This is a genomic window from Pseudomonas sp. Pseusp15, assembly GCF_059492165.1.
Window position 1 is genome coordinate 2,738,409 of the sequence record NZ_CP168523.1, and the last position, 25,583, is coordinate 2,763,991.

Annotated in this window: 25 protein-coding genes; 8 read left to right on the forward strand and 17 right to left on the reverse strand. The window is 60.6% G+C overall.

Annotated features, from left to right (window positions below):
* Window positions 1–40: 40 nt before the first annotated feature.
* Window positions 41–1,438 carry a NarK family nitrate/nitrite MFS transporter gene (locus ACEN8R_RS12170; RefSeq protein WP_018927809.1) on the reverse strand — a complete coding sequence of 466 codons (1,398 nt, stop codon included), beginning with the start codon at window positions 1,436–1,438 and terminating at the stop codon, window positions 41–43.
* Window positions 1,416–2,720 (reverse strand): MFS transporter, encoded by a 1,305-nt coding sequence (locus tag ACEN8R_RS12175; protein WP_018927808.1) that lies wholly within the window; start codon window positions 2,718–2,720, stop codon window positions 1,416–1,418. The genes ACEN8R_RS12170 and ACEN8R_RS12175 overlap by 23 nt, the downstream gene beginning before the upstream one ends.
* A gap of 303 nt (window positions 2,721–3,023) precedes the next feature.
* Between ACEN8R_RS12175 and ACEN8R_RS12180 the strand changes: the two genes are divergently transcribed.
* From ACEN8R_RS12180 to ACEN8R_RS12195, 4 genes are all read left to right on the forward strand, one after another.
* On the forward strand, window positions 3,024–4,826 hold the full coding sequence (locus ACEN8R_RS12180; RefSeq protein ID WP_018927807.1) for a HAMP domain-containing protein: 1,803 nt from the start codon (window positions 3,024–3,026) through the stop codon (window positions 4,824–4,826).
* Window positions 4,823–5,470 carry a two-component system response regulator NarL gene (narL, locus tag ACEN8R_RS12185; protein WP_018927806.1) on the forward strand — a complete coding sequence of 216 codons (648 nt, stop codon included), beginning with the start codon at window positions 4,823–4,825 and terminating at the stop codon, window positions 5,468–5,470. The genes ACEN8R_RS12180 and narL overlap by 4 nt, the downstream gene beginning before the upstream one ends.
* 86 nt (window positions 5,471–5,556) lie before the next feature.
* Complete coding sequence (locus ACEN8R_RS12190; RefSeq protein WP_192351179.1) at window positions 5,557–6,231, forward strand: Crp/Fnr family transcriptional regulator; 675 nt, start codon at window positions 5,557–5,559, stop codon at window positions 6,229–6,231.
* Between the two features lie 74 nt (window positions 6,232–6,305).
* Window positions 6,306–6,692 (forward strand): putative zinc-binding protein, encoded by a 387-nt coding sequence (locus ACEN8R_RS12195; RefSeq protein WP_064617227.1) that lies wholly within the window; start codon window positions 6,306–6,308, stop codon window positions 6,690–6,692.
* 313 nt (window positions 6,693–7,005) lie between these two features.
* Here ACEN8R_RS12195 and ubiT read toward each other — a convergent pair whose 3' ends face one another.
* The 7 genes from ubiT to norR all read right to left on the reverse strand — a co-directional run bounded on the left by ubiT (window position 7,006) and on the right by norR (window position 13,806).
* Window positions 7,006–7,476 carry a ubiquinone anaerobic biosynthesis accessory factor UbiT gene (gene ubiT, locus ACEN8R_RS12200; protein WP_495624911.1) on the reverse strand — a complete coding sequence of 157 codons (471 nt, stop codon included), beginning with the start codon at window positions 7,474–7,476 and terminating at the stop codon, window positions 7,006–7,008.
* The gene (locus tag ACEN8R_RS12205; RefSeq protein WP_018927802.1) at window positions 7,470–8,360 is read right to left on the reverse strand and encodes a U32 family peptidase; all 891 of its coding nucleotides are present in this window, start codon (window positions 8,358–8,360) and stop codon (window positions 7,470–7,472) included. Before ACEN8R_RS12205 ends, ubiT begins: the two co-directional genes overlap by 7 nt.
* A gap of 10 nt (window positions 8,361–8,370) precedes the next feature.
* Window positions 8,371–9,366 (reverse strand): ubiquinone anaerobic biosynthesis protein UbiU, encoded by a 996-nt coding sequence (gene ubiU, locus ACEN8R_RS12210; protein WP_064617223.1) that lies wholly within the window; start codon window positions 9,364–9,366, stop codon window positions 8,371–8,373.
* Between the two features lie 214 nt (window positions 9,367–9,580).
* Complete coding sequence (locus tag ACEN8R_RS12215) at window positions 9,581–10,816, reverse strand: molybdopterin molybdotransferase MoeA (protein ID WP_192351175.1); 1,236 nt, start codon at window positions 10,814–10,816, stop codon at window positions 9,581–9,583.
* On the reverse strand, window positions 10,813–11,367 hold the full coding sequence (moaB, locus tag ACEN8R_RS12220) for a molybdenum cofactor biosynthesis protein B (RefSeq protein WP_018927799.1): 555 nt from the start codon (window positions 11,365–11,367) through the stop codon (window positions 10,813–10,815). Before moaB ends, ACEN8R_RS12215 begins: the two co-directional genes overlap by 4 nt.
* 162 nt (window positions 11,368–11,529) lie before the next feature.
* Window positions 11,530–12,177, reverse strand: coding sequence for a pyridoxamine 5'-phosphate oxidase (gene pdxH, locus ACEN8R_RS12225; RefSeq protein WP_026286549.1), 648 nt, complete (start codon window positions 12,175–12,177; stop codon window positions 11,530–11,532).
* A gap of 99 nt (window positions 12,178–12,276) precedes the next feature.
* The gene (norR, locus tag ACEN8R_RS12230; protein ID WP_026286548.1) at window positions 12,277–13,806 is read right to left on the reverse strand and encodes a nitric oxide reductase transcriptional regulator NorR; all 1,530 of its coding nucleotides are present in this window, start codon (window positions 13,804–13,806) and stop codon (window positions 12,277–12,279) included.
* A gap of 155 nt (window positions 13,807–13,961) precedes the next feature.
* On the opposite strand from norR, the gene ytfE reads away from it, so the two are divergent.
* Complete coding sequence (gene ytfE, locus ACEN8R_RS12235) at window positions 13,962–14,636, forward strand: iron-sulfur cluster repair protein YtfE (RefSeq protein WP_495624912.1); 675 nt, start codon at window positions 13,962–13,964, stop codon at window positions 14,634–14,636.
* Window positions 14,637–14,711: 75 nt separating this feature from the next.
* Here the strand turns inward: ytfE and ACEN8R_RS12240 are convergent, their stop codons facing one another.
* Both ACEN8R_RS12240 and ACEN8R_RS12245 read right to left on the reverse strand, forming a co-directional pair.
* Complete coding sequence (locus ACEN8R_RS12240; RefSeq protein ID WP_428635952.1) at window positions 14,712–15,149, reverse strand: hypothetical protein; 438 nt, start codon at window positions 15,147–15,149, stop codon at window positions 14,712–14,714.
* 28 nt (window positions 15,150–15,177) lie between these two features.
* Entirely contained in the window at window positions 15,178–16,368 is a 1,191-nt protein-coding gene (locus ACEN8R_RS12245; protein ID WP_495624913.1) for an NnrS family protein, read from the reverse strand.
* 584 nt (window positions 16,369–16,952) lie between these two features.
* Between ACEN8R_RS12245 and ACEN8R_RS12250 the strand changes: the two genes are divergently transcribed.
* Together ACEN8R_RS12250 and ACEN8R_RS12255 are read left to right on the forward strand one after the other, a co-directional pair.
* The gene (locus ACEN8R_RS12250; protein WP_018927791.1) at window positions 16,953–17,636 is read left to right on the forward strand and encodes a Crp/Fnr family transcriptional regulator; all 684 of its coding nucleotides are present in this window, start codon (window positions 16,953–16,955) and stop codon (window positions 17,634–17,636) included.
* Window positions 17,633–17,827, forward strand: coding sequence for a hypothetical protein (locus tag ACEN8R_RS12255; RefSeq protein WP_018927790.1), 195 nt, complete (start codon window positions 17,633–17,635; stop codon window positions 17,825–17,827). The genes ACEN8R_RS12250 and ACEN8R_RS12255 overlap by 4 nt, the downstream gene beginning before the upstream one ends.
* Window positions 17,828–17,998: 171 nt before the next feature.
* Here ACEN8R_RS12255 and ACEN8R_RS12260 read toward each other — a convergent pair whose 3' ends face one another.
* From ACEN8R_RS12260 to ACEN8R_RS12285, 6 genes are all read right to left on the reverse strand, one after another.
* Window positions 17,999–19,840 carry a nitric oxide reductase activation protein NorD gene (locus ACEN8R_RS12260; RefSeq protein WP_495624914.1) on the reverse strand — a complete coding sequence of 614 codons (1,842 nt, stop codon included), beginning with the start codon at window positions 19,838–19,840 and terminating at the stop codon, window positions 17,999–18,001.
* A gap of 77 nt (window positions 19,841–19,917) precedes the next feature.
* Window positions 19,918–21,345, reverse strand: coding sequence for a cbb3-type cytochrome c oxidase subunit I (locus tag ACEN8R_RS12265; RefSeq protein ID WP_018927788.1), 1,428 nt, complete (start codon window positions 21,343–21,345; stop codon window positions 19,918–19,920).
* Window positions 21,346–21,348: 3 nt separating this feature from the next.
* Entirely contained in the window at window positions 21,349–21,789 is a 441-nt protein-coding gene (locus ACEN8R_RS12270; protein WP_018927787.1) for a c-type cytochrome, read from the reverse strand.
* Window positions 21,790–22,052: 263 nt separating this feature from the next.
* Window positions 22,053–22,310 (reverse strand): cytochrome C oxidase subunit IV family protein, encoded by a 258-nt coding sequence (locus tag ACEN8R_RS12275; protein WP_495624915.1) that lies wholly within the window; start codon window positions 22,308–22,310, stop codon window positions 22,053–22,055.
* Between the two features lie 11 nt (window positions 22,311–22,321).
* The gene (locus ACEN8R_RS12280; RefSeq protein ID WP_064617213.1) at window positions 22,322–22,909 is read right to left on the reverse strand and encodes a cytochrome c oxidase subunit 3; all 588 of its coding nucleotides are present in this window, start codon (window positions 22,907–22,909) and stop codon (window positions 22,322–22,324) included.
* Window positions 22,893–23,675, reverse strand: coding sequence for a CbbQ/NirQ/NorQ/GpvN family protein (locus ACEN8R_RS12285; RefSeq protein ID WP_370695265.1), 783 nt, complete (start codon window positions 23,673–23,675; stop codon window positions 22,893–22,895). Before ACEN8R_RS12285 ends, ACEN8R_RS12280 begins: the two co-directional genes overlap by 17 nt.
* A 208-nt stretch (window positions 23,676–23,883) precedes the next feature.
* Between ACEN8R_RS12285 and ACEN8R_RS12290 the strand changes: the two genes are divergently transcribed.
* Window positions 23,884–25,575 carry a cytochrome D1 domain-containing protein gene (locus tag ACEN8R_RS12290; RefSeq protein WP_495624916.1) on the forward strand — a complete coding sequence of 564 codons (1,692 nt, stop codon included), beginning with the start codon at window positions 23,884–23,886 and terminating at the stop codon, window positions 25,573–25,575.
* The last annotated feature ends 8 nt before the right edge of the window (window positions 25,576–25,583 follow it).

Here is a 25,583-nt window from a genome sequence, read left to right on the forward strand (position 1 = left end):
TTCTGTGCCCCGCCCACGCAATGGTTGGATTCAGGTCGTCTCAGCAGGGTGTCGCGGCGCCTTTGCGCGCGTACCACCACCAGGTCACCACGATGCAGCTCAGGTAAAAAACGACGAACATGTAGAAGGCCATCTCAGGGCCGCCGGTCTGGGCCATCGAAGTGCCGAAGGATTTGGGAATGAAGAACGCACCGAAGGCGCCCATGGCCGAACTGAAGCCCAGGACGGCGGCCGATTCCTTGCCGGCATCCTTGAGCGCCTGTTCACGCACGGCTGGCGATTTCCCGGCCGAGGCTTTTTCGTGCTGCGTGCGGAAGATCACCGGGATCATCCGGAAGGTGGAGCCGTTGCCCACGCCAGTGGTGATGAACAGCAGCATGAACAAGCCGAGGAAGCCGTAGAAGCTGCCGCCCGCGCCGTTCTGCGGCAAGAAGTGCATCACGCCGAAGACCATCGCGATCATCGCCACGAAGTTCCACAGGGTCACTTTCGCGCCACCGAGCTTGTCCGCCAGCCAGCCGCCCAATGGCCGTACCAGCGCACCGACCAATGGGCCAAGGAAGGCGAATTTCAAGGCAATGACATCCGGAAAGGAGGTTTTGATCAGCAGCGGAAACGCGGCGGAAAAGCCGATGAACGAACCGAAAGTCGCCAGGTACAACCAGCACATCAGCCAGTTGTGCTTGCGCTTGAAGATCACTGCCTGTTCGCTGAACGAGGCCCGGGCGCTGGACAGGTCATTCATGCCGAACCAGGCCAACACCGTCACCAGGACGATAAATGGCACCCAGATGAACCCGGCGTTCTGCAGCCACAACTGACCGCCGTCCGGCAACGCTTGCGAGGAGCCGCCCATGAAGCCGAACACACCGAAGGTAATCACCAGCGGCACACAGAACTGCATCACCGAGACGCCCAGGTTGCCCAGTCCGGCGTTGAGGCCCAGCGCTGTGCCCTGCTGGGACTTGGGATAGAAGAAGCTGATGTTGGACATGCTCGAGGCGAAGTTGCCGCCACCGAAACCGCAGAGCAAGGCAATCAACACGAACACGCTGTAGGAGGTGCTCGGGTCCTGCACGGCGAAGCCCATCCAGATCGATGGCAGCAGCAGCGACGCAGTGCTCAGGGCGGTCCAGCGCCGGCCGCCGAAGATCGGCACCATAAAGGAATAGAAGACCCGCAAGGTCGCACCGGACAGCCCCGGCAATGCCGCCAGCCAGAACAGTTGGTCGGTGGTGAAGCTGAAGCCGATGGCGTTCAAGCGCACAATCACCGTGCTCCAGACCATCCACACCGCAAAGGCCAACAACAGCGCAGGAATGGAAATCCACAAGTTGCGAGTGGCGGTCTGTTTGCCGCTACTTCCCCAGAACGCGGGGTCCTCGGGGCGCCAGTCATGAATGACCGGGCCTTTGTCAGGCGTTTGCAGAACGGACATGTTCTTCTCCTTGGGCAATGCTGGAAATCGGGGACGGGATCAGCAGCGGCTCTTTACCAAGCACCGGGCTTTTGCGTATTTCGCTGAAGTACATCCAGGTGAGAGAGACCCAGACCACGCCGTACATCAACATGAAGCAGGAAGAGCGCACGCCGGTGAGATCCACCAGGGCGCCGAACAGGATCGGCAGCACGAAACCGCCCAGGCCACCCGCCAGGCCGACGATGCCGGACACCGCGCCCATGTTTTTCGGGTATTCATTGGCGATGTATTTGAAAACCGAGGCCTTGCCGAATGCGAAGGCGATGCCCATGACGAACAGCAGCACGGTGAACAACGCGGGGCTCAGGCCAATGTGGAAATCCAGCGGGCCGTCGATGGTCTGCACTTGCAGTTGGGTCTGGGGATACGAGAGCAGGAACAGGCAGATCCAGCTGACCCACAACACCCACCAGGTCACGCTTTGCGCCCCCCAGCGATCCGACATCCAGCCGCCGACAGCACGCAGTACGCCGCCGGGCAGGGAGAAACAGGCCGCCAGCAGCGCCGCGCTTTGCAAGCTGAAACCGTATTCCTGCACGTAGTACTTGGTCATCCACAGTGCCAGGGCAACGTAGCCGCCGAAGACGATCGAGTAGTACTGGCAGTAGCGCCACACCGCAGGATCTTTCAGTGAGCGCAGTTGCTCACGCAAGCTGGCGCCCGTGGCACTACGATGGCCCTTGTTTTCTGAGGTCAGGAACCAGAACAGCAGCGCAGTGATAAACAAGATCGCACTGAAGACTTTCGGCACCAGCTGCCAGCTGCCGGCGGCGATCAGCGCCGGGGCCAGGAACTTGGTCACCGCCGACCCGGCGTTACCGGCACCGAAGATGCCCATGGCGAAGCCCTGGTTCTCCTTGTCGAACCATTTGGCGACGTAGGCAATCCCAACGGAAAACGAGCCACCGGCCAGGCCGACGAACAAACCCAGTACCAGGAACTGCCAGTAGGCGGTGGCGTGACTGATCAAGTACAGCGGCGTGACGCAAGTCAGCATCAGCAGGAAAAACACGCTGCGCCCGCCAAATCGGTCGGTCAGCAACCCCAGCGGCAAACGCACCAGCGAGCCGGTCAGCACCGGGGTCGCGGCCAGCAGGCCGAATTGGGTTTCGTTGAGCTGGAGCAATTCCTTGATCGGCACGCCGAGCACGGCAAACATCATCCAGACCATGAAGCACACAGTGAAGGCCAGCGTGCTCATGCCCAGCACCAAGCCTTGTCGTACACGCGGTTGGGTCACAATGCTCTCCCGTCAATTAGCCATGGCGGCAGACTAGAGAGGCAAACCCCGCAAAAACTTGACCCAGGTCAACGATGCCCATGTGGGCCTAAGCCTATGCTTAGCCCGCCTACCTCCAAGGAGGTAGTGCTAGAAAACCTTGAAAACCTTTATTTATCAGCTTGTTAAGGGTTTCAACCCACGCTTTTGCCGACAAGGAACTGTCGACAACTCTTTAGAGGTAGCTCGCCCAGGAACGGCGGCAAAACCCCACGCTGGAACGTGCATGCTCTGTTTTCTTATCGCTTTCCCGGACCTGCGCCGATGATCCGCTGGTTGCGCAGCTCCCTGCCCGCTCGCGCCGGGCTGGCGGTGATCCTGATCGCCGTGCTGGCGCTCGCCAGTTCATTGAGCGCCGGGCTGATCGCCTGGTTCAGCCAGGGCGATGCCGCTGCCATCAACACCGCAGGCTCGGTGCGCATGGAGACCTATCACCTGAGCTGGAAACTCGCCGCTGGCGTCGCCGACGAAGAAATCACCACCATCATCGACAGCCTGCAAAACCGCTTGGACAGCCACTCTCTCAAAGCGGTACTGGAAGATGGCCCGACCACCGCATTGCAACTCAGTTATGGGCAAATCCAGCAACACTGGAATGAGGATTTGCGTCCGGCACTGGAGCGCGGCGATGCGGCGGCCTTTCAGGCCCAGGCGCAGTCCTTCGTTGAGCAACTGAACCAGTTCGTCGATCTGTTGCAACGCCAAAGCGAACAAAAGCAAGGCTGGCAACAGGCGATCCAGGGCCTGGCCCTGTTCACCACCATGATCGTCCTGCTGCTCGGGCTCTACGAACTGCAGTACGGCGTCGTTACCCCTTTGAAGGAGTTGGTGGATGCAACCCAGCGCTTTCGTCGCGGCGACTTCAAGGTGCGGGTCAACCATCAGTCCGAGGATGAGCTGGGCCAGTTGGCCATGAGTTTCAACACCATGGCCGAGACGATCGAAGAGTCGCATCGCACCCTGGAAAGTCAGGTCCGGCAAAAAACCCTGAACCTGCAACAAGCCAATGCCGCCCTGGAGCTTCTGTATCAAAGCAGCCGAAGCCTGGCCACACGCCTGGCCAATGCCGAAGGCCTGGATGAGTTGATTCGGCGCTTCCAGCAACGCCTGCCCGGCTTGCGCCTGTCGCTGTGCCTGCAGGGACAGTTGCAGGCACCGGCCCAGCAGCTGCTCGCCCTGCATGGCGCGAACATCCGGGAAGTCTGTGCCAGCAGCGACTGCGCCACGTGCCAGCGACACCCTAAAACCAACCCGCAAATCTTCAGCATCAGCAACCAGGGCAGTGAACTGGGGGAACTCAAGGCGCACTTTGTCGACGGGCACCCCATGCAAGCCTGGGAAACCCAACTGATCCAGGCCCTGGCCAATCTGATCGGCACCTCGCTCTCGCTCAAGCGTCAACGGGAACAGGATCATCGCCTGCTACTGCTCGAAGAACGCACGATCATCGCCCGCGAGCTGCACGATTCACTGGCCCAGGCCCTGTCCTACATGAAGCTGCAAGTCAGCCGCATGCAAACCCTGATGCGCCGGGGCGAACCGGTCCAGACCCTGGAAACCGTCACCAGCGAATTGCGCGAGGGACTGAACAATGCCTATCGCCAGTTGCGCGAGTTGCTGACCACGTTTCGCTTGCAGATTCACGACGCGGGACTGGTACAGGAACTCAAGGACACGGCCGAGGAGTTTTCCCGTCGCGGAGAATTTCAGGTGCACCTGCACGTCGACACGCTGGCCTTTCAGCTATCGGCCAGCGAACAAATCCACATTTTGCAGATCACCCGCGAGGCGCTCTCCAACTGCCTGCGCCACGCCCATGCGCAAAACGCCTGGCTGCAACTGCGCCAGGATGGCGAGACCGTCAGGTTGTCGGTCGAAGACGACGGGCGTGGGTTCAGTGGCAATGTCGACCAGCGCGAACACCACGGCCTGAACATCATGGATGAGCGGGCTCGCAGCCTGCGCGGCCAACTGCAGATATTTTCCAGGGAGCCCCAAGGCACCCGTGTCCAACTGGAATTCCACCCGGAGTTTCTCGGGCAGCAAACAGAAGGTAGCGCCACATGACCCCGTCCCCACAACACAAAATCCTGCTGGTAGACGATCACCCGATGATGCGTCACGGCATTCGCCAGATGCTCGAACTCGAAGATGATTTCCTGATCGTCGGCGAAGCCAGCCAGGGTGAAGAAGCACTCAGTCTGATTGAGCCGCTTCAGCCGGACCTGGTTTTGCTCGACAACAACATGCCGCAAATGAATGGCATCGAAACCCTGCGCCGACTACGAGCCATGCACTACACCGGCAAAGTGCTGCTGTTTACGGTATCGGACGCCGAAGACGATATTCGCGATGCACTGCGCCTGGATGCCGACGGCTATCTGCTCAAGGACATGGAGCCCGAACTGTTGATTCAGTACATCCGCGATGCCCTGAACGGCGCGCTGGTGATCAGCCCGGGACTGACCCAAGTCATGGCGCAAGCACTGCGTGCTCCTGCGCGTCAGGCCGTGGTGGAACTGACCGAGCGTGAGCGTCAGGTGCTGAAAACCATCGCCAGCGGCTTCAGCAACAAGGTCATCGGGCACAAACTGGGCATCACCGAAGGCACGGTCAAGGTTCACGTCAAAAACCTGTTGCACAAACTCGGCTTGCGCTCACGAGTAGAGGCGGCGGTGTGGGCCATGGAACATCTGCGCAACGCCGGCTGAAGGGTATTCCTCTTTGGAGGTAGGCCTGCAGAGGCATAGGTCATCGAGCCTGCGCTCTCTACTATGGTCGTCAGCGGAGGTACGCCATGCTGACTCACCCTTCCATCGTTTTAACGTTGCGCCGTCATCATCTGTTCAGCCAACTGCCGGAGAAAGTCTTCGAGGAAGTCTGCGGCCTGGCCATGCTCAAACGCCTGAGTTGTCACAGTACGCTCATGCATCAAGGGGATCCGGCCAGGCGTTTTTTCCTGCTGGTCAGCGGCCAGGTCAAGTTGTACCGACTCACCGGCGAAGGCCAGGAGAACCTGGTGGAGATCATTCAGCCCGGCCAGACTTTTGCCGAAGCCTTGCTGTTCAGCCAGGCTCGTCTGTATCCGGTGAGCGCCACCGCGCTGAAGGACAGCGTGCTGGTGAGCATCGACGGCAACCATTACCGCAATGCCCTGGAGGACCAGCCGAAAGTCTGCCTGGCCATCCTGGCGAGCATGAGCGTTCACCTGCACCTGCGTCTGCGCGATATCGATACCTTGACCATGGCCAGTGCGAGCCGTCGGGTGATCAATTTCCTGTTCCAGGAACGCCACCCGGTGACCGGCCAGATTGTCTTGCAGATGTCCAAACGCCTGGTGGCGTCGAAGCTGGGAATTCAGCCGGAAACCTTTTCGCGGATACTGCATCGCCTGGTGGAAAGCGGCCTGATTGCCATGGAGCGACGCCACATCAGCATCCTCGCTGAAGAGGAACTGGCCGCTTTCCAATAGCCGGAATTGACCGTCATCAAGGTACCCATCCACACCTCTTGCACACTGACAGAGCCCATCCACGGAGAGTGCAAATGCCCCGTTCAACCCTGCCTTTGGTTTACTCCTGCTCAGGCTGCTCCAACGTCGCCCAACTGGCCAACACCCTGGCCGTGCGCCTGGATCGCAGTGGTCTCGCTGAAATGTCCTGCATCGTTGGTGTCGGCGGGCATGTGGCAGCGCTGGTCAACAAAGCGCGCTCGGGGCGCCGGATCTTCGCGCTGGACGGCTGCCCGCTGCAATGCGTCGAGAACTGCCTCAAGCAACATGGCCTGCACGCGGACGTGCACCTGATCCTCAGCCACTACGGGCTGCGCAAACGCTATGGCGAGGACTGCACGCTGGCGCAGAGTGATGAGTTGTTTGAAGGGATCAGGCAGTTGATTGCCAGTGATGCCCGACAGCACGGAAGCCGCCAGTAAACGATTAATGCTGTTCACTTAAGCAATTTCAGCCGCGACGCATTCCTTGTAGCAGCTGCCGAAGGCTGCGTTCGGCGGCGAAGCCGTCGTCAAACCAGTGATTGCGGCGTGTCAGGCAGACCGCACTAGCCGGATTCACGACGGCTTCGCCGCCGAACGCAGCCTCGCAGGCTCGACAGCTGCTACAGATCGCATTACGGCTTAAGTGAACAGCATTACAGTAAACGATGGCCTGAGGGCCAACGAAAATCCAACTGTGGGAGCGGCGGTGCGACGATTCGACCTGCTCGCTCCCACATTTAATCTACGTTGGTCATCCCGCCGCCAAGCCCTTCCCCGCTCGCTCCAGATTGCGCCACAACCACACGGGCAGAACATCGGGATCAAGGCTGTCAATCAGGTTCTTCAGCGCCAGCCCCAGTTCGGTATCACCCTCGATGACCAGCCGCCGGCGAAAGAACAACGTGTCGGGATCTTCCTGACGGCTGGCCAGCAATAAAAATTCGCGCCAGTTACCGCTGATGGTCACGTTCGCCGTAGCGTGCTCGGCAATCCGCAAGCCCTGACGACTGAGCGTCAGGTACCAGGACAAACCCAGGTCCGGAATCCGCAAGCACAGCCAGCGCCCGCGCAGCACTTCGAACTCGCCCTCGCGCAATGGCTCGGCGAGGCAGCGATTCAGCGTCTGCTGCAACGCCAGGCGCTGCACGGCAAAAGGCACCCGGCGCACCAGTGGCAACAACCGGTCGGCGCCTTTCGACAGCCACTTCTTTCGATTCAGCACAGGCCAACCTCCTCGACGCGCAGCATGCCGGCCTGACCATGCCAATAGCCATTGCAACCTTCGACGAACAGCGGCGGTGTTTCGCCCAGACGAACCCGTTGATAGGCCGCGATCACTTCGTCCATGCCCTGAGCACGAGGGCTCAAGCGCAACAGATCGGCACCACAGGCCACCAGTCCGGCGTAATCGGCCAGCAGGTTGGTCACCTCGGCCGACATCGTTTGAATACCGTTAAGGGTAAACAGTGGTTGCCCCTCCTGGCTGGTCAGCGCCAGGCCATCGGGGTAGTTGATGCAGCAGAACCGGCAGTCGTCCTTGGGCCGGTTTTCTGCACGGGCAGTGAAGCAGCGGGCGGAATAGGCCAACGGCAGGTGCCCATAGGCGAAGATTTCAACTTCCGGCACTGCACGGCCCAGCTCGCGCACTTGCCCGATCACGTCGCTGATCAGCGTCGCCGAACACTCCACGGGCGGCACCCAGCGAGTCATTCCGCTGTCGAGTAATTGTGCCAATGAGTGGCCGTTGTACAGATTGAGCGCCGGGCCGCCCACGAACGGTAACTTGCGCTCGGCCAGGAAATGCACCGCGCCCATGTCGTTGGCCTCCACCAACAACTCGCCGTTGTCGCACAGCCGGCGCAGGCTGGAGAGTTCGGAGGCAGCCTCGATCAGCGTCAGGCTGGAAAGCACCAACTGTGCCTGGCTGCATTCCTGTAACTCGCGCCCCAGCCCCAGCCATTGATCCAGGGAAAAGGCCCGGCGTTTGGAGCACACGGTTTCCCCCAGATAAATCACGTCCAGGGGCAAGGTCGACATGTCGGCGTAAAAGTTGCTGAGTTGCTCTTTGTCCCAATAAAACAGGACCGGTCCCAGGCTGAGCTTCATGTCGCGTCCCTCATTGCCATGATCGATGATAAGCGCCCAGGGTGGTCTGGCTGCCTTCGGACAAACCGGCCAGCACCTGACGCCATTCTTCCTTGACCCGAAAACTGCCGGGCGCGCCACGGTGAGCGTCCAGTGCCGCGCGCCAGACCCGGGTGACTTGTTCGACATACGCCGGGCTGCGTTGGCGGCCCTCGATTTTCACCGCTTCGACGCCAATGGCCGTCAATTCCGGGAGCAAGTCCAGGGTGTCGAGGCTGGTGGGCTCCTCCAGCGCATGAAAGCGTTTGCCATCGACCAGAAAACGGCCTTTGCACAAGGTCGGGTAACCGGCCGATTCGTCAGGGGTGTAGCGATCGATCAGCACTTCGCTGAGGCGCGCGCTCAAGCCTTCGGCGTCCTCGCTCCAACGCACGGCTTTGGCTGGCGAACAGACACCGCACAGGTTCGGCGACTCACCGGTAATGTAGGAAGACAGGTGGCAACGCCCTTCGGCCATGATGCACAAGCTGCCGAAGCCAAAGACTTCGATGGGCACCGGGCTGCTGGCGGCGACTTGACGTACCTGCGCCAACGACAACACCCGCGGCAATACCGCGCGACGAATGCCGTAGCGCTGCGCATAAAATTCCAGCGCCGCGGCATGGGTTGCCGACCCCTGAACCGACAGATGCAGGGCCAATTGCGGGTGACGCTGACTGGCATAGTCGAGCACCCCGGGGTCGGCGGCGATCAGCGCATCGACGCCGAAATCGGCGGCACGATCCACCGCCCGTTGCCAGCGCTCCCACCCCTTGGGTTGTGGGTACGTGTTGACCGCGACGTAGAGTTTGCGTTGATGTTGGCGGATGTGGGCGACGGCGGCGTCGAACTGTTTGTCGTCCATGTTCAACCCCGCGAAATGCCGGGCATTGGTGTCATCGCGAAAGCCGACATACACGGCATCGGCGCCTTGGCGCACCGCCGCTTTAAGCGCAGGCAGATTCCCTGCCGGGCAGACCAGTTGCATGGGTAATCCTCATCAAAAAGCGCAGTCCGGAGCCTGATCAGCCATGGTTGGAATGCGCTTGTGGCGAGCGAGCTTGCTCCGGGCGGCGTTCCGACGCTGGACTGCGCAGCAGGCCTGAATAACAGGGCCGCTTCGCGACCCAGCGGGAGCAAGCTCCCTCGCCACACAGTCTAGCCAGACCGGCAGGCACAGCCTTGACGGCAATCAATTGCCATCACTGCATCAGGTCGGCGAAGGACAGGAACATCACGTTGTCGTGCTTGAGCACTTGCTGCTCGCACTCGATCACCGCCAGCCCGTCGGCCCAGCACGCGGCGGTCAACATGGCCGAGCTTTGCTGAGGGTGCAGTTCCACACTCAACTGGCCATCGGCACCGGGAATCAACCTGGCCCGCAGGTATTGTCGACGCTTGTTACGCTGCAACCAGTCGAACCCGGCGGGTACAGCCAACGGCACTGGCAGCACGTCAGTCACGCCCTGGGCCCGGAGCAGGAACGGACGCACCACCACCAACGCGGTAATCAGCGCCCCTGACGGGTTTCCCGGCATACCGATCCACGGTTTACCGGCCACTTCGCCATAGGCCAATGGCTTACCCGGCTGGATGGCCAGCCGCCAGAAATCCACACTGCCCAGTTCCTCGATGGCCTGTTTGAGGTGATCTTCCTCGCCGACCGACACGCCACCGGAGCTCAACAGCAAGTCGCATTCCGAAGACGCCAGGCTCAAGGCATGCCGGCTGGCCACCAACTCATCGGCCATGACGCCATAGTCATGCACCTCGACGCCCCAGCCACGCAACAACGCAGCAAGGCAATACCGGTTGCTGTTGTAGATCTGCCCCGGTGCCAAGGAATCGCCCGGCTCGCGCAGTTCATTACCGCTGCTGAGCAGGCACACTTGCAACGGCCTATAGACCTCGACCCGGGCGATCCCGGCGCCGGCCAGCAACCCCAGTTCTTGTGCGCGCAAGCGTTTGCCAGCCTTGAGCAGCAGATGCCCGCGGCGAACTTCCTCCCCTTCCTTGCGCACGTGATCGCCAACGGCTACGGGCGGGAACCAGACTCGCTCGCCTTCGACCCGGCAGCGCTCTTGCGGCACGACGGTATCGGCACCCGGTGGCAATGGCGCGCCGGTAAAGATCTGCACCGTTTGCTGCGCAAGCAAGGGCGAGCGCGCCTGATCCCCCGCCGCAATTCGCCCGCCAATCGTCAAACAGCCACCTTCCGCTGGCAGGTCACCAGCCCTGAGGGCATACCCGTCCATGGCACTGTTGTCCCAGGCCGGCAGGTTCACCGGGCAATGAATGTCCACCGCCAGTACCCGCCCCATGGCTTGGTCCAGACGGACCATTTGCGCCAGGGGTGGTGGTGGCGCCTGGTCGAGCAGACGGCTGATGGCCTCGTCCACGGGCATCAGGTTGCCGAGGTCGCACACCCGGCCGCTCATGAGCGTGTCTCGCAGGCGTCGATGACCCGCTGTGCTTGCGCTTTCAAATGCGGGGCGAAGTTACACGGGCCGGTGCGACTGTCCAGTTGCTCGAGCAGAATCTTGTTCCAGGCAGTCCGGCAGGCACCCGGCGAGCCAGGAACGCAGCACACCAGTACACCGTTACTCATCCCGGCCAGTGCCCGGGACTGCAGACTGGACATGCCAATCTCCTCCAGCGACACCTGGCGGAACAATTCGCCGAAGCCTTCCACATGTTTGTCCAGCAGTGGCAGCACCGCTTGCGGTGTGTTGTCACGAGCGGTGAAACCGGTGCCGCCAGTCATCAATATGACTTGCACCCGGGGGTCGGCGATCCACTGGGAGACCGTTGCGCGGATCTGATAAATGTCGTCCTTGACCAGGCCGCGATCGATCAGCACATGCCCGGCCGTTTGCAGCAAATCCGCCAGGGTCTGTCCTGAAGTGTCGGTGTCAAAGGTGCGCGTATCGCTGATGGTCAGCACGGCAATGTTCAGGGGTTCGAAACTGCGTTGCGTCAGATGGGCCATATCCAGGCTTTCCCGTAGATGAGGGTATGGCCCAAAGCCTGAACCGGAATAGCGAACGAGCCTATTCCTCCAAGGAGGTACCTCGTCGGGGTCTATGGATTAATGGGGGACTCAAGCCCGTAGCAGCTGCCGCAGGCTGCTACGGGGGAACTTACTCGTCGCTCAAGGCGCCAAGCGGCGCCGTTGCCATGCACCATCTCGCAACCGGTAATCGAGACGGTCATGCAAGCGGTCGGCACGGCCCTGCCAGAACTCCAGACGTTCAGGGTGCAGGCAATAACCGCCCCAATGTTCGGGGCGCGAGACGGTCTGGCCAACGAAGCGCTTGATGGTCTGCGCCAACATCGACTCCAGCGCGGCACGACTGGCCAACGGACGACTTTGCGGTGAAGCCCAGGCGCCCAGGCGACTGGCCATCGAGCGGGAATCGAAGTATGCATCCGAGAGTTGCGGGTCGAGCCTGGACACCTGGCCTTCGATGCGCACTTGACGCTCCAGCCCTGGCCAGAAAAACGTCATGGCGGCATAGGGATTGACCGCCAGCTGCTGCCCCTTGTCGCTCTGGTAATTACCGAAAAAAGTAAAACCTTCATCGCTCAAGCCTTTGAGCAACAGCACACGGCAGTGCGGCCGCCCTTCATCATCGACCGTCGCCAGCACCATGCTATTGGCTTCGACAGGTGCGCACTCGGTGTCGCGGGCCTGTTGCAGCCATTGCCGGAACATCGCCAACGGATCGTCCAGCGCAGCCTCATCTTGCAGGCCATTAAGGGTGTAGTTACGGCGCATTTGGGCCAGGGACAGGGGCATGACGGTGATCTCCGGAAGGTTTTGCGCAGTGTGCGAGGCACTGCGCGATACCACCTTGACCGCCATCAACACCGAGGGTCGAAGCGACAACGCCCTGACCTACTTCAGACGCAGGCGCCGCGCCAGTTTGTGCAAATTGCTGGGGTCGACTTCCAGCATTCGCGCGGCGCTGGCCCAGTTGTCCCCGGACAGGCTCAGGGCCTCGAGGATCTTCTTGCGCTGGTAATCATCGACGGCTTCGCCCAGGGGCTGGAACGGCAGATCAACCGTAATGTCCCGGGATGGCTCGACCTCTGCCCCCGATGCTGCCACCGGGCTGTCGAGATCGAGAACCTCTGGCTCCAGCGTCATGATCGATGTGCGACTCGTCCCGCGACTGAGCTGCTTCAATGCGGCCCGACTGATGACGTGCTCCAGTTCGCGCACATTGCCCGGCCAGGTGTATGCCAGCAAAGCTCGCTCCGCCGCCGGCGACAAACGCAAACCTCGCAGGCCGAGCCGCGCCCGATTGAGCTCCAGAAAATGCCCGGCCAGCATCAACACATCGTGACCACGCTCGCGCAGCGCTGGAATCGGCACCGGGTACACCGAGAGGCGGTGATACAGATCGGCGCGAAACAAGCCATCGCGGATGCTGTCCGGCAGGTGCCGATTGGTGGCGGCGATGATGCGCACATCGACGTGCAACGGCTTGTCGGCGCCCAGGCGCTGGATCTCGCCGTTTTGCAGGGTGCGCAGCAATTTCGCTTGCACACTCAAGGGCAACTCCCCGACTTCATCGAGAAACAGCGTGCCACCGTTGGCGGCGTCGAAGCGTCCGGCACGGTCACTCGTAGCACCGGAAAAGGCGCCTTTGACATGCCCGAACAACTCACTCTCTGCCAGCGACTCCGGCAAGGCTGCGCAGTTAACCTGTATCAGCGGTTTGTGGTGGCGCCTTGAAAGACGATGCAAGCGCCGTGCGAACAGCTCTTTGCCGACGCCGGTCTCGCCCAGCAGCAATACCGGCAGATCGGAATCGGCCAGTACATCCAGCTCATTGAGCAACTGATGCAACACCTCACTTTGCCCAAGGATCTCGCCTTCTCCGACGGGCACGCGCAAGTCCTGAGGATCGCTGCGGGACAGGCGCAAGCTGCGGTTTTCCTGCTCCAGGCGGGTGACCCGCACGGCGGCTTCGATCTGCAAAGTGCAACGCTTGAGTTCTTCCCGCGCCCGGTTGTCAAAGGTCCCGGCGTGCAGCGCATCGAGGGTGATCGCGCCCCAGATCCGCCCCTCGACATAGAGGCTCACGCCCATGCAGTCATGCACCGGCAGCGGTTCGCCGACATGGTTGTCGAGCAAGCCGTCGTAGGGGTCCGGCAGGCGGCTGTCGGGCTCGAACCAGGTCGGCTCGCGCGACGCCATGATTGCCGCCAGCCGAGGATGCTGGGCAATGACGAACCGGCGCCCCAACGCTTCATGAACCAGCCCCACCGTTGCAACGGGCCTGAGGCTGTCGTCATCCAGACGCAGCAAGCCCACGGCGCCACTGTTGAAGTATTCGCGCAGGGTCTGGACCAGTCGTTGCAACCGCACGGCATTGGGCAACTCGACGATCAGGTCGGCCGCCAGGCTTTCTCGCAGCATGGTAGTCATCACCCTCTATGGTTGTATTTACCCTGAAGCATCAGGGTGAATATCACCACAACTAAAAATTAATCCATGGTTTTCAATTAGTTGAAAATGGCATGCCGGATGCAATAGGCCTGGGGAACCTGTTGAAACCTAAACAAGGAACCCTGATGAGCCAGCCCCTATTGGAACAAAGCCTCGGCCAACTGGCCTGTGACATTCCCGGTGCCACCCGGATCTTTCACACCTTCAAACTGGACTTCTGTTGCGGCGGGCATAAAAGCCTGCGTGAAGCGGCCCTTGGCAAAAACCTCGATCCGGTCCTCATTGCCGACGCCCTGCAGATTCTGCAAGACGCCGGCGAAACCCAGCACGACTGGCGCAACGAACCGTCCGAACTGCTGATCGCCCACCTTCTGGCGCGCTACCACGCCCGCCACCGCGAGCAACTGCCGGAGCTGATCCGACTGGCCCGGCGCGTCGAGCAGGTCCATGGTGCGCGCAGCAGCTGCCCCAACGGCCTGGCCGACCTTCTGACCGACATGCAACAGGAACTCGAAGGCCACATGCTCAAGGAAGAACAGGTGCTGTTCCCGATGCTGCAACAAGGCATCGGTCCTCAAGCGGCGCCGCCGATCCAGGTATTGCGCTTCGAGCATGATCAACATGGTGAAGCACTGGAGAAAATGCTCGCCCTGACCAATCACATCATCCCGCCGGCCGATGCCTGCAACACCTGGCGCGCCCTCTATCGCGGGCTGCTGGAGTTCAAAGACGACTTGATGCAACACATCCACCTGGAAAACAACGTGTTGTTCATTAATGCCCTGAACCCCCGCCATTGATCGATTGTCGGCCACCCCCAACCCGCGCCATCCAACCGGATGACGCGGGTTTTGTTTATGAGGGACGAGTTGCGATCAGCCGTGCCAATAGAACATGGCCTTGGCCAGGATCACGATCATCACCATGTGCCCGAGGATGCTGCGGCGAATCCAGCTTGCGCGGGTCGCGGTCAGGCGCCCGTGGGTCAGCCAATAGGCCAGCAGCAAGTAATGACCAATGATGCTCAGGGCCAACAGGATTTTCAGGCTCAGCAACGTAGCAAAACTGCTGGCCAGCGGCTGACTCAATGCGCCCCGGTACTGCCACGCCAAACCGATGCCGGCGCCGTACAACAGCAACACCACGCCATGCAGCACTTTGCGCGAGCGCACGGCAATCGCCTGGTCCGCCGTCACTTGCGATACGTCCGTCAACTGCTGGCGAGCGCGATGCCAGATAACCACCTCGAAAAACAGCGTGCCGATGAAGGCAATCGCCGCCAGCAAATGCGTGACCAGTAAAAAGGGATACATCAGCGGCTGCCTCCATTCATTCGCGTATTCATCCCGGATGACCGTCGACCCGGGCCCGCAACAGCATCGGCCCATAGCGCCAGGCATACAGCGCAAACGCCAGCGTCCAGCACAGGCCCGCCAACCACAATGCGGCCAAGGGGAAAAACAGGATCAACACCACCCGGCTCAGACACGCCAGGTTGAGCAAAATGAAGGCCAGGGTCATGCCCGAGGGCGGTTCCAGGGGGCGACCGGTGTGGCCGAGGCTGACCCGCGCGATCATCGCCAGCACCAGGCCAGCCATGGCCCCTATGGTCAGGCAATGCACCGCCAGACTCGGGTTAACCGGCACACCGAAATGCCACAGCGCCATCACGAGACACGCCACCGCCAGCCAGCCATAGGCCAGATGCAGCGACCACAACAACGGCACGCGCCAGAGTGCCCGGTCATGCCAGCGCACCAGGCGCACCAGATGCCCTGCCGCCAGCACCGCGAACAGCAGGCCCACCCAGACATTGGGGTTGAGCGCCGGTCCTGCGGCATACAACAACGCCACCAGCGGCGAACCGACCAACAGCAGGCGATCCAGCCAGGGCCAGGCGGCAACGCCTTCAACCCGACCAAGGCCGCGCTGGGTGAAGAACGGAATGACCCGCCCGCCGATCAACCCCATCATCGCCGCCACCAGCCAGAGGCCGCTCAGCACGCCCTGGCGTTGCCAGCCTTCGTGCCCCTCGACCAGGCCGTACAGAGACAACCCGTCAGCCAAGGCCAATAACATCAAGACCACCACAATCGGGTAGTTACGTTTCTGCCGCACTTTCCACAAGGTGAAGCCCATGAGTACCGCCACCGCCAACGGGAACGCCAGTTCCAGTACTGCGAGCAACGGCCATGGCGCATTGGCCAGCCAGGCCACCCGCGCCAACAACCACAGCAACGCCAGCGCGGCCAACGGTTTGCTGCTGAGGCCGGGGCGACCGGTCCAGGTCTGCACCGCCGTCAACAGAAAGCCCGCGATAATCGCCAACCCGAACCCGAACAGCAATTCATGCCGATGCCAGCCCAGCCAACCGCCCGCCGGCTGCCAGTTGGAAATCGAACCACTGAAGGCCGCCAGCCAGAGTGGAATGACCAGCACTGCCAAAAGGCAACCGGCGAGGAAAAATGGCCGAAAGGCCAGCCGAAACAGCGGCGTGATTGCCATCGCTTTACGGCGGTCAAGCACTTGCATAAAACCACTCCTCTACCTTGTTGCCGACCTGACACCAACCCGCAGGCGCCGAGGTAAATCCAGGGGCAATCATCGGGTATTACCGATCCATTGCCGTTGTCGCAGATCAAGTGTGCAAGGGGCGTGCCCTGATGCTTTCTCGTATTCCTGTGGCGAGGGAGCTTGCTCCCGCTCGGGTGCGCAGCAGCCGTAAAACCGGCGAATGCGTTCTATCAGACATACCGCGTAGATCGATGTTGGGAGTGCTTCGCACTCCAGCGGGAGCAAGCTCCCTCGCCACAGGGCATTCCGGATCAGGGTACAAATGACCATTAAAGGGTTATTTTCACCCTAATCCTCAGGGTCTTTTTTACCCTCACGCCTGAGAACCCCGCTAAATAAAGGCCTCCAAGCCTGGCCCATGTCTTGCTCAAGCTTGTGGAAATCAAACAAACCGATCCCAGGAGTCGTCATGAAAAAAGTCATCCAGCCACTGGCCTGGTTCGTGGTGTTGACCTCAATCCTGGCCGTGGCCAGCGGCGTTTCCCTGGGCCTCGTCTGACTTGTTCACCAGCCCCCCTTCTCAATCTTCAGGATGAATTCTCATGGTGCTTCACCGCGTCCATCACCAGATTCTGCGCAGTCATCATCTGTTCGAGCCGTTGAACGAAGAACAGCTGGACGAATTGATGAGTACCAGCCAATTGCTGAGCATCGACAAAGGCGAGCCGTTGTTCCGTCAGGGGGAGCCGGCCGATGCGTTCTACTTCGTGATTGCCGGCGCGGTAAAAATCTACCGGCTGACACCGGATGGGCAGGAGAAAGTGTTCGAGGTCATCAGCGAGCGGCAAACCTTCGCAGAGGCGATGATGCTGATGGACACCCCAAACTATGTGGCCTCGGCCGAAGCGATCTGCCCCACCCAGCTCTATCGTTTATCCAACAGCACCTACATGCGCCTGCTGCAGAGCAATAGTCGGTTGACCTTCGCACTACTGGGCAAGCTCTGCGTTCGCTTACATCAACGGGTCAACGAAATCGAAACCCTGTCGCTGAAAAACGCCACCCACCGGGTCGTGCGTTATCTGCTGACGCAACTGGTGCGCCAGCAAACCGTTGACTGCCAATTCGAACTGCCGATGGCCAAGCAACTGATTGCCGGGCATCTGTCGATCCAGCCAGAAACCTTTTCGCGAATCATCCGCCGCTTGATCGATGAAAACATCATCACTCAGGACGGCCGTCAGATCGCCATTCTTGATCGTCTGCGCCTGGAACAGTTCGAGTGAGTGCCATGCCCGTCTGCCTGTATTGCCAACATGCCAACCCTTCACAAGAAACCGAGTGCCACCAATGCGGCATGCCCCTGCCGGCACTGGCTGAACACGCCGGGGAACGTCGGCAGCGCCGATTCATGTGGTTCTGCGTTGGCCTGACGGTCTTTTGCGTGGTGATGTTTTTCTGGCTGCCGCGCAGCTGAAGATCGCACATATCCCTGTAGCAGCTGGCGCAGCCTGCGTTCGGCTGCGCAGCAGTCGTAAATCCTGAGCCCACGGTACGACTGAAACACCGCGTTGTATGGTTTCGCGACTGCTGCGCAGCCGAACGCAGCCTTCGGCAGCTGCTACAGGGACGCAGGTGGTCAAGGACATCACAGTTGGGTCAGCTGGCGGTACAACTGCGGCAAGCGCAGGGGCAGTTGTTCGGGCTGGCGGATCAAGGTGTAGCCATTGGCGCCGAACATGTATGGCAGGTAATCCCCGGCCTCGCGATCGATCGTGATACAGAACGGCGTCAGCCCCTGACGCCGTGCCTCCAGCACCGCCTCGCGGGTATCTTCAACGCCGTAGTGCCCCTCATACAGATCCAGATCATTCGGTTTGCCATCCGTCAGCAGCAACAACAGTTTGCTGCGCCGCTTGCTCGTGCCCAACAGTTGCGTGGCCTGGCGAATGGCGGCGCCCATACGTGTGTAATACCCCGGTTTGAGACCTTGAATACGACCTCGGGTGGTGTCGTCATAACGCTGGATGAACGACTTGAGTTCCTGCATGCGCACTTGCTGACGACGCAACGAGGAAAACCCGTACAGGGCGAAATCATCACCCAGCACCGACAAGGTTTCGCCGAACAGCAGCAGGCTGTCGCGGATCACGTCGATGACACGATGCTGATCGTTCAGGTGGGCGTCAGTGGACATCGACACGTCGGCCAGCAACAGGCACGCCAGGTCGCGGCGAGTCTGCCGCTGCTCCATGAACAAACCGCGTTCGGCGCACTGGCCATGCTCGCGATCAACGTGAAAATCCAGCCAGGCCTGCATGTCCAGCTCTGATCCCTGAGGTTGTTGGCGTAACCATTGACGATCATTGCGCAGGTGCTCGAACTGACGCCGCAAACGGTGCGCCGAGGCCTTCAGGCGTAGCGGCAGCGGCTGCGCCTCACAGTCGCGGGGCACCAGCATTTGCAGGTTGACGAAGCTGTCCTGCATCCGTTGTTTGCGATAGTCCCACTCCGGCAACTTGATGCCCTCGCCGAGGGGAATATCGTCGACATCGGCCGGTGGTAAATCCAGATGCAGCTTGAGACCGCCACCCTTGCGCAGGCGTGTGCGCGACAGCGTCAACTCATCCAGGTCGTCGGCGACTCGGGCAGCGTCCGGGTCTTCGCTGTCATCCGACCAGCGATCCAGGTCCACGTGCTCGGTCCAGCTGAACAGGTTCTCCAGACGCACCACCAGCAACCCGCCTTCACGGGTGCTTTCATCGATCCGCGTCGCGCGCTTACGCCCGCCTTTCTGCTCGCCGGGTGGCGTGGTCAAAGACTCTTCGGACTCATCGCCCAGATCGGCAGCCTGGGGACTAGCGAGATTTTGCGGCGGGTACAACCACAGCGGCAACGGCCACGCGGCCCGTTCGCTACGGGGGAAGTGCTCGACACTGCCGGGCTCGCGCAACGCCTGGCATAACGCCCGTTCCAGTGCCGCTTCGCTGCCGTTCAACGAGGCCGGATCGGGGCGCAATTGCAGATGGGCATCGACCAGTCGTTGGTAACGAACACGCAGCGCGGGATAGCGTCGCAGCAGCTGTTGCGTCCAGCGTTGATTGTCCCGGCCCCAGTGGCGCATCTGCCCGGCCTGTGCCGCCAGCAACGCGAGCCAGCGATAGAGTTCCTCATTCAGTGCCACTTCGGGAAACACCGCCAGGCTCGATGGCAGCCGTAAATTACGCTCGTCACACCACGCCAGCGGCACTTGTTTGCAGGTGCCGGCGATTTGCTGCAACACGTTGCGTCGCAGCAGCAGATCGCGGTCGCTGGCCGCTTCCACACCGACGCCATTGGCACCGCCCATGGCGCGGAACAACAGCGCCAGCGGGCGTTGCTGGCTGGCCAGTTCAACCCGTGCTTCGGGGAAATCAGGGCTGGCGCGCCGGGTGATGAAACGATGCCAGACACTGCCTACCCACTCTTCCAGTTCGACGGTAAACGCCATGATGCTTGCCCTTGCTGGAACCAAAAAACGGCCCGCTGTATCAGCCGGGCCGACCTTTTCCTAGCCATTGCACCCGATCATGAAGGTACAACCGCCGCCGGAGCGCGCAAGGCTGCGCGGCCACGTTGCTTGAAGCTGAACAGGTAACAGAGCAGCCCGGCGAAGAAGCCGATACCAGCACCCAGACGCGCCCAGAACAGCACTTGCAGATGTTCGACCGTGGCCATGAATGGCAACGCGATCCCATCGGCCTGCCAGCGTTGCAGGTAAACCTGTACGACACCGGCCGCGGTGAGGAACAGCGTGATCATCACCATCGACAGGGTCATTAACCAGAAGCCCCAGACTTCGAGGGTCTGTGAACGCTCGTCACCCGCTTCACCCAGCCCGCGCAGGCGTGGCATGGCGTAGCTGATCAAGGTCATCACGATCATCGCGTAAGCACCGTAGAAAGCCAGGTGACCGTGCGCTGCCGTCAATTGCGAACCGTGGGTGTAGAAGTTGACCGGCGCCAGGGTATGCAGAAAGCCCCAGACACCCGCACCGAAGAACGCCGTGACCGTGGTGCCCTTGGCCCACAGCGTGGCGGCACGGTTCGGGTGTTGCCGCCGACGGTTCTTCACCATGCTGAAGGCAAAGATCACCATGGCCAGGAACGGCAGCGGTTCGAATGCGGAGAAGATCGAGCCGACCCACAGCCAGACCTCGGGCGCACCGATCCAGAAGAAGTGGTGACCGGTGCCGATGATCCCGGTAATCAGCGCCATGGCGATGATCACGTAGAGCCATTTCTCCACGACTTCCCGGTCGACACCGGTGATCTTGATCAGCACGAAGGCGAGCATCGAGCCCATGATCAGTTCCCACACGCCTTCCACCCAAAGATGCACCACCCACCACCAGTAGAACTTGTCGCGGGCCAGATTACCGGGGTTGTAGAAGGAGAACAGGAAGAACACCGCAAGGCCGATCAACCCGGTCATCATCACCATGCTGACGGTGGTCTTGCGACCTTTGAGCAAGGTCATGCCGATGTTGTAGAGAAAGCCCAGGCACACCACCACAATGCCCATCTTGGTGATGGTCGGTTGCTCCAGGAACTCCCGGCCCATGGTCGGCAGCAGCTCGTTATGCGTCAGTTTGGCCAGGCCCGCATAAGGCACCAGCAGATAGCCGAGAATCGTCAACACACCAGCAGCGGCGAATACCCAGAACAGAATGATCGCCAGCTTCGGGCTGTGCAGTTCGCGGTCGGCCTCTTCCGGAATCAGGTAATAGGCGGCGCCCATGAAGCCGAACAGCAACCAGACGATCAGCAGATTGGTGTGCACCATCCGCGCCACGTTGAAGGGAATGATCGGGAACAGAAAGTCTCCGATCACGTATTGCACCCCCATGATCAAACCGAACAGCACCTGACCGAGAAACAGCATCAGGGCAAACACGAAGTACGGTTTGGCCACGGCTTGCGAGGCGAATTTCAGATGCGGATTAGCGATGCTCATCTCTTAGCCCTCCTTGTTTGGCGGCCAGCCATTGGTGTTGATGTTCGAGCTCCATTTGAGGAACTCGGCGATGTCATCCACCTCTTGCTCGCTCAACTTGAACTGCGGCATCGCTCGTCGGCCCGGTACGCCCAGCGGCTGCATTTTCATCCAGGCATGTAGAAAAGGTTTAAAGCCCTCCTCCCCGCCGCGCCGCTGGAATACGTTGCCCAGCTCTGGCGCAAAGTAGGCGCCCTCGCCCAGCAACGTGTGGCAGCCGACGCAGTTGTTTTGCTCCCAGACCGTCTTGCCGCGAATCACTGATTCGGTTAACTGCGCTTCGTTGCTGCGCACTGGAAAGGTCTGTTCCGTGTGATAGGTCAAGGCCAGGAATATCAGGAAGAAAAAGACGCTTCCCCCGAAGTAGATATTCCTGGCCATGCCTTTGGTGAAGGTCTCTGACATGGTCGCTTCCTCTTTGCTTGGCGTGCCCATGATAGAAAGCGAGGGGGTAAAACCTGCTTGATGGCGATCAAGAAAGGCAGATGGTTTTGGTCGGGTAATACGCTTAAGTCGTACTCGGTCCATGTAGCAGCTGGCGCAGCCTGCGTTCGGCTGCGAAGCAGTCGTGAAATCAGCCACCGCGGTGTTTCAGATGGACCGAGGCGGTAGGATTTACGACTGCTGCGCAGCCGAACGCAGGCTTCGCCAGCTGCTACATGGATTGGTTAGCCGATCGACAGCAGCGTCAGCCCCACAACGGCCGCCAACACCAGCGCCCAGCTCACCATCAACCGGCGCCACAATCGCGGCGCATGGCGCATCTCCATGAAGCCATCGGCGATCAGCCAGGCCTTGCCAACCGCCACCAGCAAAATGGCAATGGACAACAGCCACGTCGCGCCGACTTGTGACAACACAACGGTGCACACGCTTAATGTGGCCAACGCTGCCCAGCAGACGAGCAACAACCTGGAAGCCGACATCAGAACCTCCGTCAATTCAGCACGTACACCAGCGGAAACAGCACGACCCAGATCAGATCGACCATGTGCCAATACAGCACGCCCGATTCAAACCCGCTGCGGTTGGCGGCGTTGTACAGGCCTCGACGGCAGCGCTCGGCCAGCCATCCGAGAATGACCATGCCGAGCAATACATGGAGAAAATGAAAACCGGTGAGGATCCAATAGAGGGTGAAAAACGTGTTGTGCTCCATGCCCAGCCCCGAGGCCAGCAAGTGCCGGTATTCGGTAAGTTTCAACACCACGTAGACGCTGCCGGCAAGCAACGCGGCCAGCAGAAGTACGGCGCCGTGGCGGGACCGGGAGCGCCTGACCTGCTCCTGAGCCAGCGCGGCGAACAGCCCGGCGGTGAGCAGGCTCAGGGTCATTGCCAGGCCGGTAGAGGTGTTGAGCAATTGACGGCTTTCACCAAACAACTGCGGCTTGAGTGCCTGGGTCACGGCGAACGCCAGAATCAGGATGGCGAACACCGACAACTCGGCCAAAATGAAAAACCACATCGCCAGATCGCCCGGCAGGTGGCCACGCGCAACGCCCCTGGACTCAGCCGAAGTGGACATCAACCACGCCCATCAGCGCCGCAACCGTCAGCGGATCATCGCTCAGCGGCTCGGCCAGGCAGGCCATGCACGCTTCACGCGGGCTCATGCCGGAGCGGATCATTCGCGCGGTAAAAATCAACAGCCGTGTCGAGGCAACTTCCTCAAGATCATGTTGATCCAGCCTTCGCAGAGCCTGCCCCAACCTGACCACTTGCGCCGCCAGGGCGCTGTCCACCTGCGCTTCCCGGCTGACAATACGCTCTTCATCGGCCACCGGCGGATAGCCGAAACGCATCGCCACGAAACGTTGTCGGGTGCTGGGTTTCATGCCTTTGAGCAGGTTCTGGTAGCCGGGGTTGTACGACACGACCAGCATGAATGAGGACGGCGCCTGCAACACTTCGCCGGTGCGCTCCAGGAACAACTCGCGACGATCATCGGCCAGTGGGTGCAGTACGACCACCGTGTCCTGCCGCGCCTCGACCACTTCGTCCAGATAACAGATGCCGCCTTCACGCACCGCGCGAGTCAGTGGCCCGTCCTGCCACCAGGTGCCTTGGGCACCGATCAAATGACGACCGATCAGGTCGGCGGCACTCAGATCGTCATGGCAAGCCACGGTGTACAGCGGCAGCTTCAGCCGATGGGCCATGTGCTGGACGAAACGGGTCTTGCCGCACCCCGTCGGGCCTTTGATCAGTACGGGCATGCCGTGTCGCCAGGCTTGCTCGAACAGCGCCTCCTCATTATTGAGCGGTTGATAGAAGGGTTCGCAAGACTGGATTCGGTCCATGGGCTGTCTGTTCCAAAAGCGGATTCAAGCCACACGCTACGGGTGCCTGCGACAACCTGGCAAGTGACATGGCCGGCAAACTTGATCGCGGTCAAGCAAGCATTGGTCTGCTCGGGCATAGCCTTGCACGGCACTAAGAACCTGCGTTCTGCGCTGCCGTTCCAGCACATCGCAAAGGTCTTGCCTGAGGAGAAATGGAATGCTGATCAGCAATAGAAAAACGTTTGCTCTGACTGTCGCCACATTGTGGTCGGCGCTGGCCCTTGCGGTGACTCACGCAGCCAGAGCCGAGGAACCCGCCACTGCTGCGGCCAGCCCGCTGATGGTCAAAACCGCCGGAGCGCCCGACATGAGTCAGGCCGAGTTCGACGCGTCCAAGGAAATCTACTTCCAGCGCTGCGCCGGCTGCCACGGCGTGCTGCGCAAAGGCGCCACGGGTAAACCACTGACGCCGGACATCACCCAGTCTCGCGGCCAACCGTATCTGGAAGCGTTGATTACCTTCGGTTCACCAGCGGGCATGCCGAACTGGGGAACATCGAATGCACTGACCAAGGATCAGATCACGGCCATGGCCAAGTTCATTCAGCACACACCGCCCACGCCACCGGAATGGGGCATGGCCGAGACGCTGAAAACCTGGAAAGTGCTGGTCAAGCCCGAGGATCGTCCGAAGAAGCAACTGAGCAAACTCAATCTGCCGAACCTGTTTTCGGTGACGTTGCGCGATGACGGCAAGATTGCCCTGATCGACGGTGACAGCAAGAAAATCGTCAAGCTGATCGAGACCGGTTACGCGGTGCACATCTCGCGCATTTCTGCCTCCGGTCGCTACCTGCTGGTGATTGGTCGAGACGCCCGGATCGACATGATCGACCTGTGGCCGGTGGAGCCGACCAAGGTCGCCGAAGTCAAAGTGGGCATCGAGGCGCGCTCGGTGGAGACCTCCAAGTTCAAGGGTTACGAAGACAAATACACGGTCGCCGGCTCCTATTGGCCACCACAATTCACCATCATGGATGGCGAAACCCTGGAGCCCAAACAGATCGTCTCGACCCGCGGCATGACTGTCGACAAGCAGGAATATCACCCGGAACCCCGGGTCGCGGCGATCATCGCCTCCCACGAATGGCCGGAGTTCATCGTCAACGTCAAGGAAACCGGCAAGGTCATGCTGGTCAATTACCAGGACATCAAAAACCTCACCATCACCTACATCGATGCCGCCCCTTTCCTGCATGACGGCGGTTGGGACAGCACCCATCGCTACTTCATGACCGCCGCCAACAACTCCAACAAAGTCGCCGTGATCGACTCCAAGGATCGCAAGTTGGCCGCCCTGGTGGACGTCGGCAAAACCCCTCACCCGGGTCGTGGCGCCAACTTTGATCATCCTGTCTACGGGCCGGTCTGGGCCACCAGCCACCTGGGAGACGACGGTATCTCGCTGATCGGTACCGACCCGGCCAAACACCCGCAATACGCCTGGAAACAGGTCGCCTCGCTCAAGGGTCAGGGTGGTGGATCGCTGTTCATCAAAACCCACCCCGACTCCCGTCACCTGTACGTCGACACCACCCTCAACCCGGACGCCAAGCTGAGTCAGTCGGTGGCGGTGTTCAACATCGACAAACTCGACGCCGGCTACACCGTGCTGCCCATCGCCGAGTACGCCGGCATCAAGCAAGGGGCCATGCGGGTCGTGCAGCCGGAATACAACAAGGCTGGCGACGAGGTCTGGTTCTCCGTGTGGAGCGGCCAGTCGGACGAATCGGCGCTGGTGGTGATCGACGACAAAACCCTGAAGCTCAAAACAGTCATCAAGGACAAACGACTGATCACGCCCACGGGAAAATTCAACGTCTACAACACCCAACACGACATTTATTGAGCTCCATC

Coding starts and splice junctions, on each gene's coding strand:
- ACEN8R_RS12170 (WP_018927809.1), bottom strand. CDS start 1,438: ATGTCCGTTCTGCAAACGCCTGACAAAGGCCCGGTCATTCATGACTGG.
- ACEN8R_RS12180 (WP_018927807.1), top strand. CDS start 3,024: ATGATCCGCTGGTTGCGCAGCTCCCTGCCCGCTCGCGCCGGGCTGGCG.
- narL (WP_018927806.1), top strand. CDS start 4,823: ATGACCCCGTCCCCACAACACAAAATCCTGCTGGTAGACGATCACCCG.
- ACEN8R_RS12190 (WP_192351179.1), top strand. CDS start 5,557: ATGCTGACTCACCCTTCCATCGTTTTAACGTTGCGCCGTCATCATCTG.
- ACEN8R_RS12195 (WP_064617227.1), top strand. CDS start 6,306: ATGCCCCGTTCAACCCTGCCTTTGGTTTACTCCTGCTCAGGCTGCTCC.
- ACEN8R_RS12205 (WP_018927802.1), bottom strand. CDS start 8,360: ATGAAGCTCAGCCTGGGACCGGTCCTGTTTTATTGGGACAAAGAGCAA.
- ubiU (WP_064617223.1), bottom strand. CDS start 9,366: ATGCAACTGGTCTGCCCGGCAGGGAATCTGCCTGCGCTTAAAGCGGCG.
- ACEN8R_RS12215 (WP_192351175.1), bottom strand. CDS start 10,816: ATGAGCGGCCGGGTGTGCGACCTCGGCAACCTGATGCCCGTGGACGAG.
- moaB (WP_018927799.1), bottom strand. CDS start 11,367: ATGGCCCATCTGACGCAACGCAGTTTCGAACCCCTGAACATTGCCGTG.
- pdxH (WP_026286549.1), bottom strand. CDS start 12,177: ATGCCCCTGTCCCTGGCCCAAATGCGCCGTAACTACACCCTTAATGGC.
- norR (WP_026286548.1), bottom strand. CDS start 13,806: ATGCTGCGAGAAAGCCTGGCGGCCGACCTGATCGTCGAGTTGCCCAAT.
- ytfE (WP_495624912.1), top strand. CDS start 13,962: ATGAGCCAGCCCCTATTGGAACAAAGCCTCGGCCAACTGGCCTGTGAC.
- ACEN8R_RS12240 (WP_428635952.1), bottom strand. CDS start 15,149: ATGTATCCCTTTTTACTGGTCACGCATTTGCTGGCGGCGATTGCCTTC.
- ACEN8R_RS12245 (WP_495624913.1), bottom strand. CDS start 16,368: ATGCAAGTGCTTGACCGCCGTAAAGCGATGGCAATCACGCCGCTGTTT.
- ACEN8R_RS12250 (WP_018927791.1), top strand. CDS start 16,953: ATGGTGCTTCACCGCGTCCATCACCAGATTCTGCGCAGTCATCATCTG.
- ACEN8R_RS12260 (WP_495624914.1), bottom strand. CDS start 19,840: ATGGCGTTTACCGTCGAACTGGAAGAGTGGGTAGGCAGTGTCTGGCAT.
- ACEN8R_RS12265 (WP_018927788.1), bottom strand. CDS start 21,345: ATGAGCATCGCTAATCCGCATCTGAAATTCGCCTCGCAAGCCGTGGCC.
- ACEN8R_RS12270 (WP_018927787.1), bottom strand. CDS start 21,789: ATGTCAGAGACCTTCACCAAAGGCATGGCCAGGAATATCTACTTCGGG.
- ACEN8R_RS12275 (WP_495624915.1), bottom strand. CDS start 22,310: ATGTCGGCTTCCAGGTTGTTGCTCGTCTGCTGGGCAGCGTTGGCCACA.
- ACEN8R_RS12280 (WP_064617213.1), bottom strand. CDS start 22,909: ATGTCCACTTCGGCTGAGTCCAGGGGCGTTGCGCGTGGCCACCTGCCG.
- ACEN8R_RS12290 (WP_495624916.1), top strand. CDS start 23,884: ATGCTGATCAGCAATAGAAAAACGTTTGCTCTGACTGTCGCCACATTG.